Raw genomic sequence first — 17,133 nt, 5'->3', positions numbered from 1 at the left:
GGTTGCCGGGACAGGAAGCGCACAGTGAAATTATTTTTCGTAAAAGACGAGAAATCATTTGACTGGCAAATGATAACGATTATTATTGCACTCAGCAGGTCGCGAGACTTGCTGGATAACCTGGAGCCCTCAGGTCGGACTCTCAGATTATCTCCTCATCAGGCTAATCACGGTTTTTGACCCGGCTTTTTGCCGGGTCATTTTTTTTTGGCTCTTCAGGCTAATGAAGAAGGGTTACCGCTTTGAATGGCCGCGATGATAGCAAAGGTGTGTCAATTCGTGAATCTGTGTTGCAGCGTTTTGCGCAAACAGCACTTGAGAATCAATCTCGTTACGATTAAGCTGGCCGCGCATCAGGGAGGATGCCCCCTCTCACCTCTTCTCGCGCAAGGAGCCGTCCATGACCCGTCTGCTATTGCCCCTCGAGCATGGCCCGCAAGCCGCCCAGAGCCCTTCCGACAACGCACTCCTGCATGGCCTCAAGCGTTTGCCACGCCGGGTTCAGCAAGTGTTCCTGCTCAACCGCCTGGACCAGCTGGGCATCGCCGACATCGCCGCACGCCTCGACCTGCCCGTAGCAACCATCGAACGCCACCTGCTGCAGGCACTGCAGAGCGCCCGCCCGCGCCGCGACCTGCTGGCCAGCATCGCCGAGCAGTGGTACGTGCGTCTGCAGAGCCCGCAAGCCACCAGTTGCGAACGCATCGACTTTCGCCGCTGGCTGGATGCGGCACCCGAGCACCTGCAGGCCTTCCGCCAGACCGAGCTGAGCTGGCGCAGCCTGCAGGCCCCGGCGCGACAACTCGGGCAGGACGGCTGGTACCGCAATGGCCGGGCGGCGCTGTCTCTGGGCGGCTGTTCGATTGCGGTCGGGCTTGGCGTTGCAGCGCTGGTAGCCTTTGGCCTGTTCGTCTGAGGCGCCGGCACACGCCTGACCTGCGGCAGGGCCAGCAAAGACACCCCAGCACTCGTTGAGCTACAGTAGCGTCACAACAAAGCCACAGGAGCCTGGCAATGACCGTGACGCTGTCCCCGCTGCAGATCGACTGCGATTTCGATTCCGGCAACATCCAGGTGCTGGATGCCAGCGACCCGCGCCAGGTGCGCCTGGCCATTCGCCCCGACACCCATAGCGGCCACTTTCAGTGGTTCCACTTCAGGGCAAGCGGCCTGACGCCCGGGCAGACCCATCGCTTCAGCCTCGACAACGCCCACCAGTCGTCCTACCGGAATGCCTGGACCGGCTACCACGCCGTGGCTTCCTACGACCAGCAGACCTGGTTCCGCGTGCCCAGCAGCTTCGACGGCAAGGCCCTGTCGTTCGACTTCGACGCCGAGCAGCCGGTGGCCTGGTTCGCCTACTTCGAGCCCTACCCGCGCGCACGGCACAACCAGTTGATCGAACGTGCCCTGAAGATCCCCGGCGTCGAACTACTGGCCAGCGGACGCAGCGTCCAGGGCCGCGACATTCCCCTGCTGCGTGCCAGCAAAGGGGTTGGCGACACGCGCAAGCTGTGGCTGATCGCCCAGCAGCATCCCGGCGAACACATGGCCGAGTGGTTCATGGAAGGCGTGATCGACCGCCTGGAAGCCAACGATGCAACGCTCCAGCGCCTGCTGGCCGAAGCCGACCTGTACCTGATCCCCAACATGAACCCGGATGGTGCCTTCCACGGCCACCTGCGCACCAACTTCAAGGGCAAGGACCTCAACCGCGCCTGGCAGGATGCCAGTGTCGAACTGAGCCCGGAGGTGTTCTTCGCCCAGAGCCAGATGAAGCAGCACGGCGTCGATGCCTTCATCGACGTGCACGGCGACGAGGAAATCCCCCACGTGTTCACCGCCGCCTGCGAGGGCAACCCGGGCTACACGCCGCGCATCGAAAAGCTGGAGACGCAGTTCCGCAGCACCCTGTGCAGCGTGACCAGGGACTTCCAGACCGTGCACGGCTACACCCGCGACCTGCCTGGCCAGGCCAACATGACCCTGGCCTGCAATGCCGTGGGCCAGGCCTATGACTGCCTGTCGCTGACCCTGGAAATGCCGTTCAAGGACCACGACGACAACCCCGATGCCCGCAGCGGCTGGTCCGGGGCACGTTCCAAGGCGCTGGCCGGGGCGGTGCTGGAAACCCTGGAGAAGATGGTCAAGGACCTGCGCTGAGTTCCAGCCTGTGGGGGCGGATCAGCACCGGTGCACCGCCCCCTGTTCAGAACTGCACGTCGAGGATCACCGAGTCGGTGTAGCTCGCCGCCGGCGGTGTGGCCTGGTCGGTATAGACCTTGGCGTTGTAGTTGAACACCTGGCTGCCGGTGCCGGTCCCCGCCCCCGGATTGACGTCGGCATCGCTGCTGGCACGGCGCGCGCTGGTCAGCGAGCCCCAGCGCACGCTACCGGCGCTCTTGAAGATGTCGTAGGCCAGGTAGTTGTTGGCCGCAGACTTCATCCGCCGCCGCCCTGCCGAAACGTTCTGCCCGTCGTCCAGCCCGACCGTGTAGTTGCTGCCCTTGGTGCAGGCAATGTTGATGCTCTGGTTCACCGTGCTGAAGCCGGCGACCACCGGGGCGCTGCCGAAACTGATGTTGGGCGTGGTGATCTGGCAGTCGTTGCTGACCGTCAGGGTCACGGTCAGGTTCTGCGTGCCCGAGCCGATGTCGCGGCCCAGGCAGATGTTGCCCAGGCCGATGCCGGAGCAATAGTTCCACTCCCACAGGATCGACAGGGTCTCGGTGTAGACCCCGGCAGCGACGTTCGCCCCGACCACGGTACGCAGGTACAGCGGCACCGATTTGGGCGAGGTGCCGTTGAGCAGGCCGAGGGCATCGATGATGCCGTTGGGGGCGAAGTCGAAACGGGTGCCGCGGCTGACCGGAAAGCTGGTGGTGTTGTTGGCGTAGATCGTATAGGGAATGACATCGCCGGTCGGCCCGACCAGCCCCGTGCGGGTCGAGGTGATGGTGGCGTAGAAGTGGTCGTTGCTGGTCAGCAGCGACAGCAGCGAACCGGTACAGGACAGCCCGGCATTGGTGGTCGAGGCTGGCTGCACGGTGGTACGCACCAGGGTCGAGTTGATGCTGCCGAACGAAGCCGGCGCCGTGGCACTGACCGCGCAGGCGGCCCAGGCCGGCGCGACGCCGCTGCAGAGCGCGGCCAGCAGCAGGCGCTCGACGGCGTTCATCGGCACACCAGCGGGCCGATCAGCGGAATCGGCCCCTCCCCTTCGGGCAGGTCGAATTCGACCTGGCACTGGCCGCCATCGACAAGCTCCACCTGCAGGCGATTGTGCGCCGACAGGTTTTCCAGATACACCAGCCCGTCCCAGCCCACCACCGCCTCGCTGCCGCTCGCGGTATCGCGCACCCGGCTGCCCAGCTTGAGCGTCTGCTGCGAGGTGTCGACCAGCACGATGCTTGCCGCCAGCACACGCTTGAGCGCGAACTCCAGCAAGTAGCCGCTGCCGCGCCGCACCGCGACCCGCTGCTCGACCGAGGGCGCCATGACGTCGGCCGGCAGGTCCATGGGGTCGATCTCGTACTTGCCGCGGTAGTAACCGCTGCTGTACGGCACCAGCAGGTGGCCGTTGCGGTCGGTGCGACCGACCACCTGGTTCTCGTAGCGCACCGGCACGTCGGCATAGCCGCTGGTGCTGACGACGACGAAGGCATCGTCGACACGGTTGGCGGCGAACATTCCCGAGTCCATCAGCACCAGCGACCCTGTAGCGTCGGCCCAACGGGTCATCTCGCCACTGCTGCCATAGACCCCGGCCTGCAACTGCACCGACTGCAGGCGCCAGGTCACGTCGGCCTGGCGATAGGCATCGCGGTCGCCGCCGGTGGCGTAGCCGAGGTTGTAGCCCACGCCGCCGCCCACCGGCACTGCGCGGCTGTAGTTGACGCGCTGCAGGTCCTGGCCGTCCTTGCTGCGCTCGGCGCTGAAAGCCAGGGTGCCGTGGGTGTCGAACGGCAGCACAAGTTGCGCCTGCACCGCCCACTGGCTGTCGCCGACATCGCGGTTGGCCGACAGGTACAGGCTGCTGTTGCGCCACAGCGGCTTGCTCCAGCTCAGGTTGATCAGGCGAGTACGCGAGCCGTCGCCGGCGCGCACGTCGAAGTAACCGGCGCCGACGCTGCCGTAGCGGTCCAGGTTGAGGCTCACCGTGGCCTGCTCGCTGCGCGTGCTCAGGCGGGTGTAGGGGTTGTCGACCAGGGTCAGGTCGGCGTAGTCGCCATGACGTTCGATACGCTGGTAGTTGAAGCCGATTCGCCGGCTGTTGTACTGGTAACCCAGCGCCACCTGCTGGCCGCTGTCACCTTCGAAGCGGCTCTGCGCGACGGCGGCATTGAGCACGCCGAAGGTGCCCAGGCGCAGGTTGCCGCCCACACCGCCGAGCATCATCGATTCGGCGGTCTCCAGATGGCTTTCGACGGTGAAGGAGTCGCTCAGGCCATGGCGCAGGCTTGCCGTGGCCACGCCGGGTCCGTAGCCGAAGTCGCGCACGGCGTAGTCGCGGCGCAGGCTGCCGGCGGCCACGGAGAAGTCCGACAGGCCCTTGGCCAGCAGGCTGCTGGTCACATAGAACGGCAAGGTGGTCGAAACCTGGCGCCCGAGGGCGTCGGTGGTGACCACCACGGCTTCACCGGCACCATTGATGAACGGCACGTTGGTCAGGGTGTAGGGGCCGGGCTGCAGGTCGGTGGTGCTGGTCTTGTAGCCGTTGATGAACAGGTCCAGCGACGTGGGCACCGCCGCCTCCCCGGCGAAGGCTGGCAAGGGATAGGTGACCAGGTCCGGGCGGGCGGCGAAGTCGCGCGAGATCTGCAGGCCGCCGACCCGCACCGAACTGCTCCAGGGCAAGGCGCTGGTCACCAGGTCGCCTGCCTCGTAGGTCAACAGGCGTTGCTCGTCGGTGAAGCGCCAGGTGGTGTCGTAGCGCAGGAAGCCCTCGCGGTTCTGGTTGCCGGGCGCCGCGTTGAACGACTCGCGCCACTGCCCGGTGGTGGAGAAGGTGCCCCAGCTGTCGAACACCCGCAGCTCGTTCCAGGCCGCCAGGTAGGTGCCGGCGTCATCGGTGTCGTTGAGGTACAGGTCGTAGTTGAGCAAGGCGCCGAAGCTGCTGCGGGCGTCGCTCGCCGGGTACAGGTTGCGCCCGCCGAACTGCTGGTCGGGCAGCCAGGCCGGCGGCACTTGCAGCAGCAGGCGCTGGTTCGCGCTGTCGTAGTCCGCATGCAGGCCGGCGATGCTCTCCAGGGCCACCTCGCCCTGGGGATCGCCCGGCACCTGGACGCCCGCCGCGCGCAGTGCATCGCTGGCCACGTACAGGCGACCGGCGCGCTGTTGCACCGGCACCAGCTCAGCCTTGGGCACCTGGTTCACCAGCAGGTCCAGGTACAGCGTGGCGTCGGCCACCGCCTCGCTCTCGGCCGGTGGCGGCGGAAGTTCGTCGGCCACGCCAAGCACGGGACCCAGCAGCGCAAGGCCCAGCCAGCACTGGCGCGTTGCCCGCCGCCAGCCACTCACACACGGTTTCCAACCATCGGTGGGTCCTCCCTGGCCCCTCCACTACAAGCGTTTGCGAATCACTGCCCCTGGCTGATGGCCTGAGCCACGTCCTGGCCGTTGACCCGTCCCTTGAGCACCGTCCCCGCCCCCGGCGTTGCCGGTGCCGGCCAGCGCATGCTGGCGCCCGGCAGCACATAGCCGAGCAGCCCCTCGACCAGCGGCTTGTGCTGGCTCCCTTGCTGCAGTACCACGTCGGTCAGCCGCGCATGCACCGGGCCGGTATTGCGCAACTCGACATACGGCTTGCCCTGAACCGTCACCGCACGCCAACTCAGCTGGGGCTTGCCGACACCTTCGGCACTGCGCTTGCCTTCCGGGTCGGGCTTGCCCCACAGGCCGTCGCCATAGACGAACAAGGGCACCGAATAGCGCATCTGCAGGCGGATCGCCGCCTTGGGCCCCTCGGCCGCGGCATCGGCCGGTATCGCCGAGGGAATCTCGTCGATGATGATCCGGTAGGCTTGCTCCTGGCCGACCGGGGAACTGCCGGTGCGGGTCAGGCGGATCAGCTGCTTCTGGCCTGGCGCGATATTGGCCACCGGCGGGCTGCCGATGATCTCGCGCTGGGCCTGGAACTGCTCCTGGTAGTCGCCCTGGCGCCAGGCGAATACCCGCACCTGCAGGCTGGCCGGCGCGCTACCGCGGTTCTCCAGCCATAGCGCGCCGGCCTTCTGGTCGGCCTCGAGCACCGGATCGATCGGCCAGATCAGCACCGACGTCGCTGCTGCCACCGGCAGGCTGGCCAGCAGCAATGCCCCGATGATGATGCCCCGCGCCGTGTTCGCGCCTGCCCCCATGCCGCTCTCCTCTGTCTGGTCGATCACTGCGCCGGGACGTGTCTTTAGCCGTCACCAGGTCACTGTCACTTGCACTACGTCGGTGTAGGTCCCCGCCGGCACGTTGCCGGGCAACTGGGTACGGCCATACACCGGCAACTTGATTGCCGCCGGATCGCTGTAGCTCACCGGCACACTGGCGCCGATGGCCAGGGCCTGGCTCAGTGCAGCGTCGCGGAACAACTGGTAGGCCACCAGTTGCGTGCCGCCACTGCGTTTGAGGTTTCGCGTGCCGCTGGCGCTGTTCTGCCCGCCGTCCAGGCTCATGCTCAGGGCCACGCCAGGCGTGCACTGGAAGGTCACCGTGGTGCCACCCAGCGCGGTGCTCAGGGTGGCGGTCGACAGCGCCGACTGGGTGCCGAAATCAAGCACGCCATAGGCGCTCACCCCGCCCGCCACCAGGCAGCCTGCAGTGATCTGCGCGCTGACCAGGAAGGTGCTGGTGGTCGCGGCCGACGATGGCAGCGCCCACATCAGCCCCAGGCCCGTCAGCAGCGCGCGGGGCCAGGCGCCCATGGCTCAGAAGGTCAGCTCGACCGCGACCGTGTCGGTATACACCCCGGCCGGCAGACCCGCCTTGCCGCGTGCCTGGCCGTACAGGTTGACGGTCTGGGCCACACCGGTGCTGGTTGGCAGGGTGATGGTGCCGTCGATGGCCAGCAGTTGGGTACGCCCGGTATCGGTGTAGAAGTCGTAGGGCACGAAGTTGCCGGCGCCATCGGCCAGCGCCCGGGTCCCGCCGGCCGACGCGCCGTCGTGGGCACCCGCCCGCACCCGGATCGCCGGCACCGTGCCGGCCGAGCAGAGGATGCTCATGGCGCCGCCGCCACCGCCGAGCACCTGGCCGTTGGCGGTGGTGAACAGGGCGTCCTGGGTGCCGAAGTTCAAGCTACCGAAGTTGAGCCCGGAGGTGCCGCCACTGCCATTGACCTGGCAGGCCGAGATCAGGGTCAGGGTCGAATTGATCGTCCCCGTCACGGTGGCCGCCTGGGCCTGGGCCGCCAGGGCAAGACCCAGGGCGGTGAGGATGCAGCGGATCGATGTGCTTGCCATGGGAATCTCCTTGCGTGTTACCAGTCCAGGGTTACTCGAAGGGTGTCGCGGTACAGCCCGGCCGGCAGCGCGCGCGGCTGCGCGACCACCACGCCGTAGATCGGCACCGGCACCTGCTCGGTGCCTTGGATGGTGAAGGTGCGCGCCTGGCCGATGCCGTAGCGGTTGTTGCCGCCGGGATCGACGGCCAGTTGGTAGGGAATCAGCACGCGCCCGTTGCTCAACTGCCGCACGCCGTTGCCGCCATTCTGGCCCTCGTCGATCCGCACGCTGAAGGCGCGGACCTGGGGCGTGCAGCTGATCTGCAGGCTGCCCTGCCCGCCGGCTTCGTCGACGCGGGTGCGCAGCGGCCCGTCCCAGGTCGGCCCCTGCGCCCCGAAGTCCATCAGGCCGGGATTGCCCAGGGTGGCGGGTTGCTGGTCGCTGCTGATCTGGCAGGCGGCGCTGATCACCAGTCGGGCCTGGATGAACCCTGTGGTGCTGCCATGCGCTGCGGTGCCGGGCAACAGCAGCGGGCCAAGGGTCAACAGCAGCAATGAGGTACGGTTCATGTCGGCGCGTCCTTGTGCATGTGGGTTCGCTCCCTACCAGGTGACCGTGACTTTGAGCAGGTCGGTGTACAGCCCGGCTCGGGGCACCCAGGCCAGGCGGTCGATACGCGCGTACAGCGGCAGCTCCACCGAACCGCTGTCCGGAACCCGCGCCGATTGTGCGACGTCCACGGCCAAGGGCTCACGCCAGGCAGCATCGCGATAGAGGCGGTAGGGGATGGGGCGCGCCTGCCGGTCGGGCGCGCCGAGATAGCGCACCTCGCCCACCCCGCCGTGCTGGCCGCCATGACCCTCACCTGGTATGGCGTGTCGGGGTTGCATTCAAGGCGCGGCGGCCGCTGGGCCAGCAGCACGCCGCTGAGCGGCGCGCCCGGACCGTCCAGGCGCGGCGCACTGCCCAGGTCGATCCGACCCAGGGCCTGCGCGCCTGCGTCACGCGGCTGGTTCACCAGCATGCAGCCGCGCTGCACCTGGACCCGCACTTCGACGAGAAAATCCGCCGCTACGGCACCACCACTCAACAGCAGGCCCAACAGCGAGGCCATCAAGCGCTCCGTCACCGAATCTCCCTTCCAGTGTTTGCTGTGCTGTTCTGAGCGTAGCAGTAGGATTGGATCCTGCTAGAACGTAGGACGATTCTTGATCAAGGAGCCGTCGTGTAACCATTGCCGCAGAGCGTACGCCGGGAAACTTGTACAAATTTCACTTTCCCGTAGAACCTCCCCGGCCCATAGCCCTCAAATAGCCATGACCCCGGCGAAAACGCTGACTTTCTGATACCGTGCACGGTACACATTCTGTGCCAGGCGCCTATGGCCGCCGCTTGCGACCACGACGGGAGCGCTTTCTTGACCACCACCCGCAACTCTATCGACGAAGCCGTCGAACGCTGTGCCCAGGAACCGATCCAGATTCCGGGGAGCATTCGGCCACACGGTTTTCTGCTGGTGCTCGATGAAAAGGACTTGCGCATTCTTCAGGTGAGCGAAAACGCCGAACGCTGGCTGGGGGTCGCAGCCAGCGAACTGCTCGGCTGCGCCTTGCCGGAACTGATGGCCAGCGGCTTCGATGCCCACCGCCAGTTCGCCCGCCTGCCGGACGATGAAATCTTTCCCTTCCATGTCGGCGATGTGAAATTGCGCGAAGGCGCACCCTGCTCCGACAGCCTGCGCCTGCTGGCCCACCGTCACGACCAGGTGCTGATCGCCGAGTTCGAACCGTGCCGATCCGCGGGCGCCCTGAGCGACCACGATGACTACTACCCGCTGGTACGTGCCTTCGTCAGCAGCCTGCACCAGGCCAGCAGCATCGAGGAACTGCTCCAGCAATCGGTGCTGCAGATCAAGCGCATCACCGGCTTCGGCCGGGTCAAGGCCTACCGTTTCGATGCCGAGGGCAATGGCCAGGTCCTGGCCGAGGATGCCGACCCTGGCTACCCGCGCTACCTGGGCCTGTGCTTCCCGGCCTCGGACATCCCGCGCCAGGCCCGCGAACTGTACCGGATCAACCGCATCCGCCTGATCGAGGACGCCAACTACCAGGCCTCGCCCCTGCTGCCCAGCCACAACCCGCGCACCGGCAAGCCGCTGGACATGAGCTTCGCGGCGCTGCGCAGCGTTTCGCCGGTGCACCTGCAGTACATGCGCAACATGGGTACGCTGGCGTCGATGTCGCTGTCGATCATGGTCGATGGCCAGCTCTGGGGCCTGGTGTCGTGCCATCACGACCAACCGTTCCCTCTGGACTTCCGTACCCGCGCCGCCTGCGAGCTGCTGGGCAGCGTTCTGTCGCTGCAGATCGAGGCGCATGAAGCGCACAGTGCCACCCGCACCCTGCTCGACCTGCGCCAGCGCATCGTCCACATGCTCTCGGCCATGGCCGACTACGACAGCGTCAGCGACGGGCTGCTCAGCCTGCCGGACGTATTGCTGGACTTCGCCGGTGCCGGCGGCGCAGCGATCATCAGTGCCGACCGCTGCGAGCTGATCGGCGGCACACCTCCCGAAGAACAGGTCGCTGAACTGGTACAATGGTTGTCGCGCCGCGGCGATGAGGGCGTGTTCAGCAGCGACAACCTGGGCCGCGACATCCCCGAGCTGCCGGCGCTGGCCGAACACGCCGGCGGCCTGCTGGCCGTGGCCATTTCGCAGATCCACTCGCACTACCTGTTGTGGTTCCGCCCCGAGCAGGTACGCACGGTCAACTGGGCCGGCCAGCCGCTCAAGGAGGTCAGCGCCCAGGGCAGCCTCAGCCCGCGGCACAGCTTCGACAGCTGGCAGGAAGACGTCAGTGGCTTCTGCGCCCCCTGGGATCCGCTGGTGATCGACGGCGTGGCCGAGTTGCGCACTGCAGTGCTGGGCATCGTCCTGCGCAAGGCCGAGGAACTGGCGCAACTGAGCGGCGAGCTGCAACGTTCGAACAAGGAGCTCGAAGCGTTCTCCTACAGCGTGTCCCACGACTTGCGTGCGCCCCTGCGGCACATCGCCGGCTACTCCGAACTGCTCAGCGAAGTGGAAGGCCAGGGCCTGTCCGAACGCGGCCAGCGCTTTCTCAAGCACATCGGTGAAGCCGCGCACTTCGCCGGCACGCTGGTGGACAACCTGCTCAACTTCTCGCAGATGGGCCGCTCGGCCCTGCGCCTGTCGGATGTCGACCTCAATGCGCTGGTGGAGAACATCCGCCAGGAGTTCGCCCCGGACTACGCCGGGCGCGACATCGTCTGGGAAGTTGCGCGCCTGCCCAAGGTGATCGCCGACCCGGCCTTCATCAACCTGGTATTGCAGAACCTGATCGCCAACGCGATCAAGTACACCCGCGGGCGCGATCCCGCACGCATCGAGATCGGTGCACACCAGCACGCCGACCGTATCGAGGTCTTCGTGCGTGACAACGGCGTGGGTTTCGACATGACCTACGCCAGCAAGCTTTTCGGGGTCTTCCAGCGTCTGCACCGCATGGAAGACTTCGAAGGCACCGGCATCGGCCTTGCCAGCGTGCGCCGCATCATCGAGCGCCACGACGGCGAGGTCTGGGCCGAGGGGGAAGTCGACAAGGGCGCCACTTTCCATTTCGCCCTGCCTGTCATCCGCTGAACACCTGAGGTAACCGTACCCATCATGCTCAAACCGATCCTGCTGGTCGAAGACAATCCCCGTGACCTGGAGCTGACGCTCCTGGCCCTGGAACGCAGCCAGTTGGCCAATGAAGTCATCGTCCTGCGCGACGGCGCCGACGCCCTCGACTACCTGCTGCGGCGCAAAGGCTATGCCGAGCGCGACGACGGCAATCCGGCAGTCCTGCTGCTCGACCTCAAGCTGCCCAAGGTCGATGGCCTGGAGGTGCTCAAGGAGGTGCGCGCCACGCCGGAGCTGCGCAGCATTCCGACGGTCATGCTGACCTCGTCGCGCGAGGAGCCGGACCTGTTGCGCGCCTATGAACTGGGGGTCAACGCCTACGTGGTCAAACCGGTGGAGTTCAAGGAGTTCGTCGCTGCCATCTCCGACCTCGGGGTGTTCTGGGCAGTACTCAACGAACCGCCACCCGGCTCGCTGCGCCTGAATCGGCGCGGCAGCAACTGAAGGCGCCGACGATGCAGCACACGCCGCTGAAACTGCTGATGGTCGAAGACAGCTCGATGGACGCCGAGCTGAGCCTGCTGCGCCTTGAGCGCAGCGGTTTCCAGGTCCAGTCGCAACTGGTGTTCGATCATGCCGGCGTGGAGCATGCGCTGCTCGAGGGCCGCTACGACCTGATCCTCTGCGACTGCGTGCTGCCCGGTTCCTCCGGCACCGAAGTGCTGGCCATCGCCCAGCGCCTGGCGCCGGATGTGCCGTTCATCTTCCTGTCGGGCATCTACGGCGAAGAGCACGCGGTGGAGATGATCCGCCTGGGCGCCACCGACTATGTATTGAAGAAGAACCTGCCGCTGCTGCCCAAGGCCGTGCGCCGGGCGCTGACCGAAGTGCAGGAGCGCCAGCGCAGGCGCCGCGCCGAAGAAGCGCTGGCCGATGTCGAGGCACGCGCGCGCATCGCCATCGACGCGGCCGGCATGGGCACCTGGGACTATCGCCCGCAGGAAGACCTGCTGCTGTGGGACGACCGCTGCAAGACCCTGTTCGGCCTGCCGGTCGACACCGAGATGACGCTGGAGGTGTTCTACGCCGGCATCCATCCCGAAGACCTGCCGCACGTCAGCCAGGCCGTGGAGCAGGCAATGCGCCCGGACAGCGACGGGCACTACCGGGCGGAGTTTCGTATCACCCCTTCGGGCAACCTGGAGCCGCACTGGCTGCTGTCCACCGGCCAGACCCAGTTCGTCGAGGGTCGCTGCGTGCGGTTTTCCGGGGTCCTGCAGGATATCCACCAGCAGCGCCAGGCCACCCAGGCGCTCAAGCAGCTCAACGAAATGCTCGGCGAACGGGTCGAGCGCCGCACCCGCGAGCGTGACCGGGCCTGGGAACTGTCCCAGGACCTGCTCGCCGTGCTGAACAAGGATTTGACACCGGTGGCGCTGAACCCGGCCTGGGAAGCGGTGCTGGGCATCAGCCGCGAGCGCCTCAGCCAGACGTCACTGCTGCACCTGCTGCCCGAAGCCGAGCAGGAAGCGTTCCTCGAAGAACTGGCCGCCCTCGCCCATGGGCGCACCAGCGCCCGCTTCGTCGGCCGCATCCAGAATGCCGGTGGCCAGCAGCGCTGGCTGTCGTGGGTCGTGGTGCCCGAAGACACCCTGCTCTATGTGGTGGCCCGCGACATCAGCAGCGAACGCGAATCTGCCCTGGGCCTGGCCGAAGCCAACAACCGCTTGCGCGAACAGATCGACGAGCGCGAGCGCATCGAGGCAGCGCTGCAGCAGATGCAACGCCTCGAAGCGGTCGGCCAGCTCACCGCCGGCGTGGCCCACGACTTCAACAACCTGCTGACGGTGATCCTCACAGGCGCCAGTTTCGTCGAGCGCGACCTGGCCAAGGGCGACCTGGACAAGGCGCGCAGCCGCCTCAAGCATGTGCGCGAAGCCGGTGAACGCGGCGCCAAGCTGACCTCGCAACTGCTGGCGTTCTCGCGTCGTCAGCGCCTGGAACCGGTACCACTGAACCTCAACCGCACCCTCGACGGCCTGGAAGAGCTCCTGCGCCGCAGCCTCGGCGGCAACATTTCGGTGCGCCTCGACCTGGACAACAGCCTCTGGCAGGCGCTGACCGACCCGACCCAGACCGAGATGATCATCCTCAACCTGGCGATCAATGCCCGCGATGCCATGCCTGCCGGTGGCCAACTGACCCTGTCGACCCGCAACACCCGCATCGACATCCCCGCCCAGCGCCCGGAAGACCCGGAGCCAGGGGACTATGTGGTGCTGTCGATCCGCGACACCGGCTGTGGCATGAGCGAAGACGTGCTGGCCAGGGTGTTCGAGCCGTTCTTCACCACCAAGGACATCGGCAAGGGCTCGGGCCTGGGCCTGGCCCAGGTGTTCGGCTTCGCCAAGCAGTCCAGCGGCGGTGTGCGCATCGAAACCGCGCCCGGGCTGGGCACGCGGGTCAGTGTCTATCTACCGGCAGTCAAGCAGGTCGATGCCGTCGAGCCAGCGGGGCTGGCGCAGGCCCAGGCCAGTTCACTCGAGGGTCACGACCGCGTGGTGCTGCTGGTGGACGACGATCACCTGGTGCGCGACATGATCGGCGATGTGCTGCGCCTGTATGGCTATCAGGTGCGGCAGGCGCACAGCGGTGAACAGGCACTGGCCCTGCTCGATGAGCGCATCGACCTGCTGCTCACCGACTTCGCCATGCCCGAGTTCAACGGCGCACAACTCGCGCACGCGGCCCGGGACCGCTACCCGGACCTGCCCGTGGTGTTTCTCACCGGTTACGCAGAACTCGAAGGGCTGGAGCTGCCAGGCAGCCTGGTGATGCAGAAGCCGGTGCAGGCCGAGGACCTGACCCGCGCGCTGAACGAACTGCTGGCCAGCAAGGGCTGATACGGAACGACGCGCCTTGCGCGTCATTTCCAAAAAGCGAAAACGCGAAAAATCCAGACTGGCAACCAGGCTGGACAATAGGAAGACTTGAGAAAATGGCAGGGGCGGCTGGATTCGAACCAACGCATGGCAGGATCAAAACCTGCTGCCTTACCGCTTGGCGACGCCCCTGTGAAGCGCTCACTGACAGCTGCATGTGCTGCTGTGCTGGAATGGGCCGAACTTTACCAACATTTTTTTCTGCTGGGAACCCCCTGACGTAAAAAAATGGCAGGAAAACAGCAAGTTAGTCACTTCCTGCGCATGCATCCTCAGCTTGACTACCACCCGTCGCTTTTTTTCCGTCTCGCTTCAACACAATGGCATTTGCCCATTCCAAGCTATTAACCATTGCCTGGGCATTACAAGGAGGGCGCCATGCCAGTTTCACACGACCTTTATCAAGACCTGCACTACCCCCGTGAAATCGTCCAGCAGCGTCGCCAGCAGGACAAGACACTGGATCGCCTGCTGGATGACTACATGGACATCGACAACCAGGTGCTCGCCGCCGAGTCCATTTCGGCCGGCAATTTCGCGGATGAAGACCTGCGCCACCTCAAGGAAAAACGCCTGGCGGTCAAGTTCATGATCGAGCGCCAACTGGAGCGCAAGGCCTGACGCAACGACGCATCGCCCCCGTCGATAGCTGTGTCGCACATTTGCGACTGGTCAAATGCCCAAGGCTCGCGCAAGCTGCGCCCTGCCCTAGTCATTCGGAGCTGTCGTCTTGCCCGCCTGGATTCCCAAACCCCTGCGCCAACTCGGCCAGCAGTTGCGCACACCGACCTCTGCCGAGGAGGCGCTGCTGGCACATTTCCAGAGCAAGGCCGATGCGCGCGGCTATAGCCTCAGCGACGGCCAGCAGCAGGTCATCGAAGCCATGGCAGCACAACTGGCCGCCTTCGAGCAGGGCAAGCACCGCAGCCTGTACCTGCATGGCGCAGTGGGACGCGGCAAGAGCTGGCTGCTCGACGGTTTCTTCCAGGCCGTGCCGATGCAGAGCAAGCGACGCCTGCACTTCCATGACTTCTTCGCCCGCCTGCACCAGGGCATGCACCGCCATCGCGCCCTGGACGACGCGCTCGGCGCAACCCTCGACGAACTGCTCGGCGACTGCCAGGTCCTGTGCTTCGATGAATTCCACGTGCACGACATCGGCGATGCGATGCTGCTCACCCGCCTGTTCGACGCCCTGTTCTCCCGGGGCATCTTCCTGCTGGTGACCTCCAACTACGCGCCTGAGGGGCTGCTGCCCAACCCGCTGTACCACGAGCGTTTCCTGCCGGTGATCCGCCTGATCAACGGCCGCATGCAGGTGCTGGAAGTGGGTGGTGACACCGATTTTCGCAGCCTGCCAGCCAATCGCGAGCAGCAACGCTTTACCCAGGGGCACTATGTCTGGCCAGGGAATGAGGTTCAGCGCAGCGCGCTGAACGTGCCCGAGGAAAAGCCGGTGATGCTGGAAGTGAACAAGCGACCATTGCGCGCCCTGGCCATCGAGGGGCGGCGTATCGCCCTGGCATTCGCTGACCTGTGCGAGAAGGCCACGGCCGTGATCGACTACCTGGTGCTGGCCGGGCAGTACGACGAGTGGATCATCGATGGGCTGGATGACTTGGCCGAGTGTTCGCTGGCGGCGCAACAGCGCTTCGCCAACCTGGTGGATGTGCTGTATGACCAGGACCGACAGGTGACGGTAATTGGCAAGCGACCGCTGGAACAGAGCCTGGGTGGGCCGTTGGCCGATTTGATGCGGACCCGCAGCCGGTTGGGGCAATTGCATCAGATCGGGCCAACCTGATTGCAAGCTCATGCTGTTCTTGACTGTCAACTGCTATATCTACCAGCAGACAGCCTCGTAGCGGACGTTTCTAATGGACGCTCAAGAGCACGGAGGCGTCATGATGAAACTCAACCCAGACAGCTGGACCAAGATCGATCTTGCATTGCTTGATGGTGCGACAGCTGAGCACCCGCCTTTTCTGGTGGACGGTTTTTTCTATAGCTCCAGGGCTGCCTTGAATGACAATGGCAACTACTCGATAGTGTTGACCAAACTCACCCTTGATGGCAAAGCGGTCATTGGGTTTGGGGAGCAAGGCACCGCTCGGATCACGATGCCAGGGGAAATGGGCAGCTGGCTGTGTTTCGTTACCGACAACGATTATCTGGTGTGCGGCGTAGCACTTGGAGGCAGCGAGCACTTTGCCAGTTTCCGCCTGCACAAGAACACAGGCGAAATGGACATGGACTTTGGAGACAAGGGATTCAAGCTGACGCCCTACCCGAAGGACGTGACTGCAGCCTCAGACATGACGGTCATCGAGGGGACCGAAGGCTATTCCGGAAGAGTACCCCAATTTCAGGACGGCAAGCTCCGTCAGGACGTGAACTCCGGCCTCGCCCAGTTCGACCTGGAAGGAAACCTGGATACATCGTTCAATGAAGTGGGCATGCGCAGATTCTTCAGCCGCAATCGCCGCAACCTCTTCACTATGGCAGTGACTGCTCGTTTTGAAGCCGCTGAACACGTCGGCTTTTATTATAGTGGCATGCACCGAGTGCTGGGTGACGATGTGCAGGCATGGGTGGGCGCATGCGACAAGAATGGCGCCGTGGTCTCCGGCTTTGCCGACCAAGGTGTCTGGATGGTCGAGCGCCTGCCAGGCTATCCAGCCCTCGCCCATTTGGCCGTCTACTCGACAGTACAGGCACACAACCGCATTTACCTGGTAGGTGGCGCTGGTGATAAGGGTTTTGTGTTCTGCCTGAAACTGAACGGCAGCCCTGACCAGAGTTTCAACAAGGGCAATGCCGTCGTTTTTGCTCGAGACGAGTTCGACCGCACCAAAGCAATTGCCGTCACCCCCCACGGCGAAGGCATCCTGGTGAGCTTTGTCCAAAGCTTTCAATTAAGTGAGCGACTGCCTGTCGCGATTCTACGCCTTGACCACAATGGCGAGGTTGATCGCACATTTGGCAACCAAGGTTGGTTGCTGACGCCAGATTATCCACGCAGCGCTACCTTGCTGACACTGGAGTACGAAGGCCAGCACGTTATCGAAGTGAGAGGTCAGACATTCGTTGCCCGCTACCCACTTGGCTGAATCAT

The 17,133-nt window shown here is 65.1% G+C and carries 14 protein-coding genes, 1 tRNA gene and 1 pseudogene; 8 read left to right on the top strand and 8 right to left on the bottom strand.

Translation table 11 applies throughout. The features are described from left to right. Nucleotides 1-400 precede the first annotated feature (400 nt). On the top strand, nucleotides 401-916 hold the full coding sequence (locus tag AC1TXO_RS09920; protein ID WP_486406136.1) for a DUF4880 domain-containing protein: 516 nt from the start codon (nucleotides 401-403) through the stop codon (nucleotides 914-916). A gap of 98 nt (nucleotides 917-1,014) precedes the next feature. After that, nucleotides 1,015-2,163: a M14 family metallopeptidase gene (locus tag AC1TXO_RS09915; RefSeq protein WP_486406135.1), complete on the top strand. Its 1,149-nt coding sequence runs from the start codon at nucleotides 1,015-1,017 to the stop codon at nucleotides 2,161-2,163. A 46-nt stretch (nucleotides 2,164-2,209) separates the two neighbouring features. Here the strand turns inward: AC1TXO_RS09915 and AC1TXO_RS09910 are convergent, their stop codons facing one another. The 7 genes and pseudogenes from AC1TXO_RS09910 to AC1TXO_RS09880 all read right to left on the bottom strand — a co-directional run bounded on the left by AC1TXO_RS09910 (nucleotide 2,210) and on the right by AC1TXO_RS09880 (nucleotide 8,562). Next, nucleotides 2,210-3,178, bottom strand: coding sequence for a Csu type fimbrial protein (locus tag AC1TXO_RS09910; RefSeq protein ID WP_486406134.1), 969 nt, complete (start codon nucleotides 3,176-3,178; stop codon nucleotides 2,210-2,212). Further along, on the bottom strand, nucleotides 3,175-5,484 hold the full coding sequence (locus AC1TXO_RS09905) for a fimbria/pilus outer membrane usher protein (RefSeq protein WP_486406823.1): 2,310 nt from the start codon (nucleotides 5,482-5,484) through the stop codon (nucleotides 3,175-3,177). The genes AC1TXO_RS09910 and AC1TXO_RS09905 overlap by 4 nt, the downstream gene beginning before the upstream one ends. 95 nt (nucleotides 5,485-5,579) lie before the next feature. Continuing rightward, a complete protein-coding gene (locus tag AC1TXO_RS09900) occupies nucleotides 5,580-6,359 on the bottom strand; it encodes a fimbrial biogenesis chaperone (RefSeq protein WP_486406133.1) in 780 nt (259 codons plus the stop codon). A 51-nt stretch (nucleotides 6,360-6,410) separates the two neighbouring features. Continuing rightward, nucleotides 6,411-6,914: a Csu type fimbrial protein gene (locus AC1TXO_RS09895; RefSeq protein WP_486406132.1), complete on the bottom strand. Its 504-nt coding sequence runs from the start codon at nucleotides 6,912-6,914 to the stop codon at nucleotides 6,411-6,413. 3 nt (nucleotides 6,915-6,917) lie between these two features. Beyond that, nucleotides 6,918-7,451 (bottom strand): Csu type fimbrial protein, encoded by a 534-nt coding sequence (locus tag AC1TXO_RS09890; protein ID WP_486406131.1) that lies wholly within the window; start codon nucleotides 7,449-7,451, stop codon nucleotides 6,918-6,920. A gap of 17 nt (nucleotides 7,452-7,468) precedes the next feature. Next, nucleotides 7,469-8,002 (bottom strand): Csu type fimbrial protein, encoded by a 534-nt coding sequence (locus tag AC1TXO_RS09885; RefSeq protein WP_486406130.1) that lies wholly within the window; start codon nucleotides 8,000-8,002, stop codon nucleotides 7,469-7,471. 33 nt (nucleotides 8,003-8,035) lie between these two features. Then, nucleotides 8,036-8,562, bottom strand: a pseudogene (locus AC1TXO_RS09880) (Csu type fimbrial protein). Between the two features lie 252 nt (nucleotides 8,563-8,814). On the opposite strand from AC1TXO_RS09880, the gene AC1TXO_RS09875 reads away from it, so the two are divergent. The 3 genes from AC1TXO_RS09875 to AC1TXO_RS09865 are packed head-to-tail and all read left to right on the top strand — an operon-like array spanning nucleotide 8,815 to nucleotide 13,979. Then, nucleotides 8,815-11,094, top strand: coding sequence for an ATP-binding protein (locus AC1TXO_RS09875; protein WP_486406129.1), 2,280 nt, complete (start codon nucleotides 8,815-8,817; stop codon nucleotides 11,092-11,094). A gap of 24 nt (nucleotides 11,095-11,118) precedes the next feature. Further along, nucleotides 11,119-11,580, top strand: coding sequence for a response regulator (locus tag AC1TXO_RS09870; protein WP_486406128.1), 462 nt, complete (start codon nucleotides 11,119-11,121; stop codon nucleotides 11,578-11,580). Between the two features lie 11 nt (nucleotides 11,581-11,591). Beyond that, nucleotides 11,592-13,979: a hybrid sensor histidine kinase/response regulator gene (locus tag AC1TXO_RS09865; RefSeq protein ID WP_486406127.1), complete on the top strand. Its 2,388-nt coding sequence runs from the start codon at nucleotides 11,592-11,594 to the stop codon at nucleotides 13,977-13,979. A gap of 96 nt (nucleotides 13,980-14,075) precedes the next feature. On the opposite strand, the gene AC1TXO_RS09860 is transcribed toward AC1TXO_RS09865, so the two are convergent. Further along, a tRNA-Gln gene (locus tag AC1TXO_RS09860) sits at nucleotides 14,076-14,150 on the bottom strand. 246 nt (nucleotides 14,151-14,396) lie between these two features. Here AC1TXO_RS09860 and AC1TXO_RS09855 point away from each other — a divergent pair. The 3 genes from AC1TXO_RS09855 to AC1TXO_RS09845 all read left to right on the top strand — a co-directional run bounded on the left by AC1TXO_RS09855 (nucleotide 14,397) and on the right by AC1TXO_RS09845 (nucleotide 17,128). Further along, entirely contained in the window at nucleotides 14,397-14,639 is a 243-nt protein-coding gene (locus tag AC1TXO_RS09855; protein ID WP_486406126.1) for a hypothetical protein, read from the top strand. 109 nt (nucleotides 14,640-14,748) lie between these two features. Further along, nucleotides 14,749-15,822: a cell division protein ZapE gene (gene zapE / locus AC1TXO_RS09850; protein ID WP_486406125.1), complete on the top strand. Its 1,074-nt coding sequence runs from the start codon at nucleotides 14,749-14,751 to the stop codon at nucleotides 15,820-15,822. 100 nt (nucleotides 15,823-15,922) lie between these two features. Further along, complete coding sequence (locus AC1TXO_RS09845; protein ID WP_486406124.1) at nucleotides 15,923-17,128, top strand: hypothetical protein; 1,206 nt, start codon at nucleotides 15,923-15,925, stop codon at nucleotides 17,126-17,128. Nucleotides 17,129-17,133: the final 5 nt, after the last annotated feature.

This window comes from Pseudomonas sp. FA117 (assembly GCF_057370475.1).
This window is presented reverse-complemented; position numbering and strand designations above follow the sequence as displayed.

What these genes read in the sequence shown, in the direction of transcription:
- AC1TXO_RS09920 (WP_486406136.1), top strand. Translation starts at nt 401, where the DNA reads ATGACCCGTCTGCTATTGCCCCTCGAGCATGGCCCGCAAGCCGCCCAG.
- AC1TXO_RS09915 (WP_486406135.1), top strand. Translation starts at nt 1,015, where the DNA reads ATGACCGTGACGCTGTCCCCGCTGCAGATCGACTGCGATTTCGATTCC.
- AC1TXO_RS09910 (WP_486406134.1), bottom strand. Translation starts at nt 3,178, where the DNA reads ATGAACGCCGTCGAGCGCCTGCTGCTGGCCGCGCTCTGCAGCGGCGTC.
- AC1TXO_RS09900 (WP_486406133.1), bottom strand. Translation starts at nt 6,359, where the DNA reads ATGGGGGCAGGCGCGAACACGGCGCGGGGCATCATCATCGGGGCATTG.
- AC1TXO_RS09895 (WP_486406132.1), bottom strand. Translation starts at nt 6,914, where the DNA reads ATGGGCGCCTGGCCCCGCGCGCTGCTGACGGGCCTGGGGCTGATGTGG.
- AC1TXO_RS09890 (WP_486406131.1), bottom strand. Translation starts at nt 7,451, where the DNA reads ATGGCAAGCACATCGATCCGCTGCATCCTCACCGCCCTGGGTCTTGCC.
- AC1TXO_RS09885 (WP_486406130.1), bottom strand. Translation starts at nt 8,002, where the DNA reads ATGAACCGTACCTCATTGCTGCTGTTGACCCTTGGCCCGCTGCTGTTG.
- AC1TXO_RS09875 (WP_486406129.1), top strand. Translation starts at nt 8,815, where the DNA reads ATGGCCGCCGCTTGCGACCACGACGGGAGCGCTTTCTTGACCACCACC.
- AC1TXO_RS09870 (WP_486406128.1), top strand. Translation starts at nt 11,119, where the DNA reads ATGCTCAAACCGATCCTGCTGGTCGAAGACAATCCCCGTGACCTGGAG.
- AC1TXO_RS09865 (WP_486406127.1), top strand. Translation starts at nt 11,592, where the DNA reads ATGCAGCACACGCCGCTGAAACTGCTGATGGTCGAAGACAGCTCGATG.
- AC1TXO_RS09855 (WP_486406126.1), top strand. Translation starts at nt 14,397, where the DNA reads ATGCCAGTTTCACACGACCTTTATCAAGACCTGCACTACCCCCGTGAA.
- AC1TXO_RS09845 (WP_486406124.1), top strand. Translation starts at nt 15,923, where the DNA reads ATGATGAAACTCAACCCAGACAGCTGGACCAAGATCGATCTTGCATTG.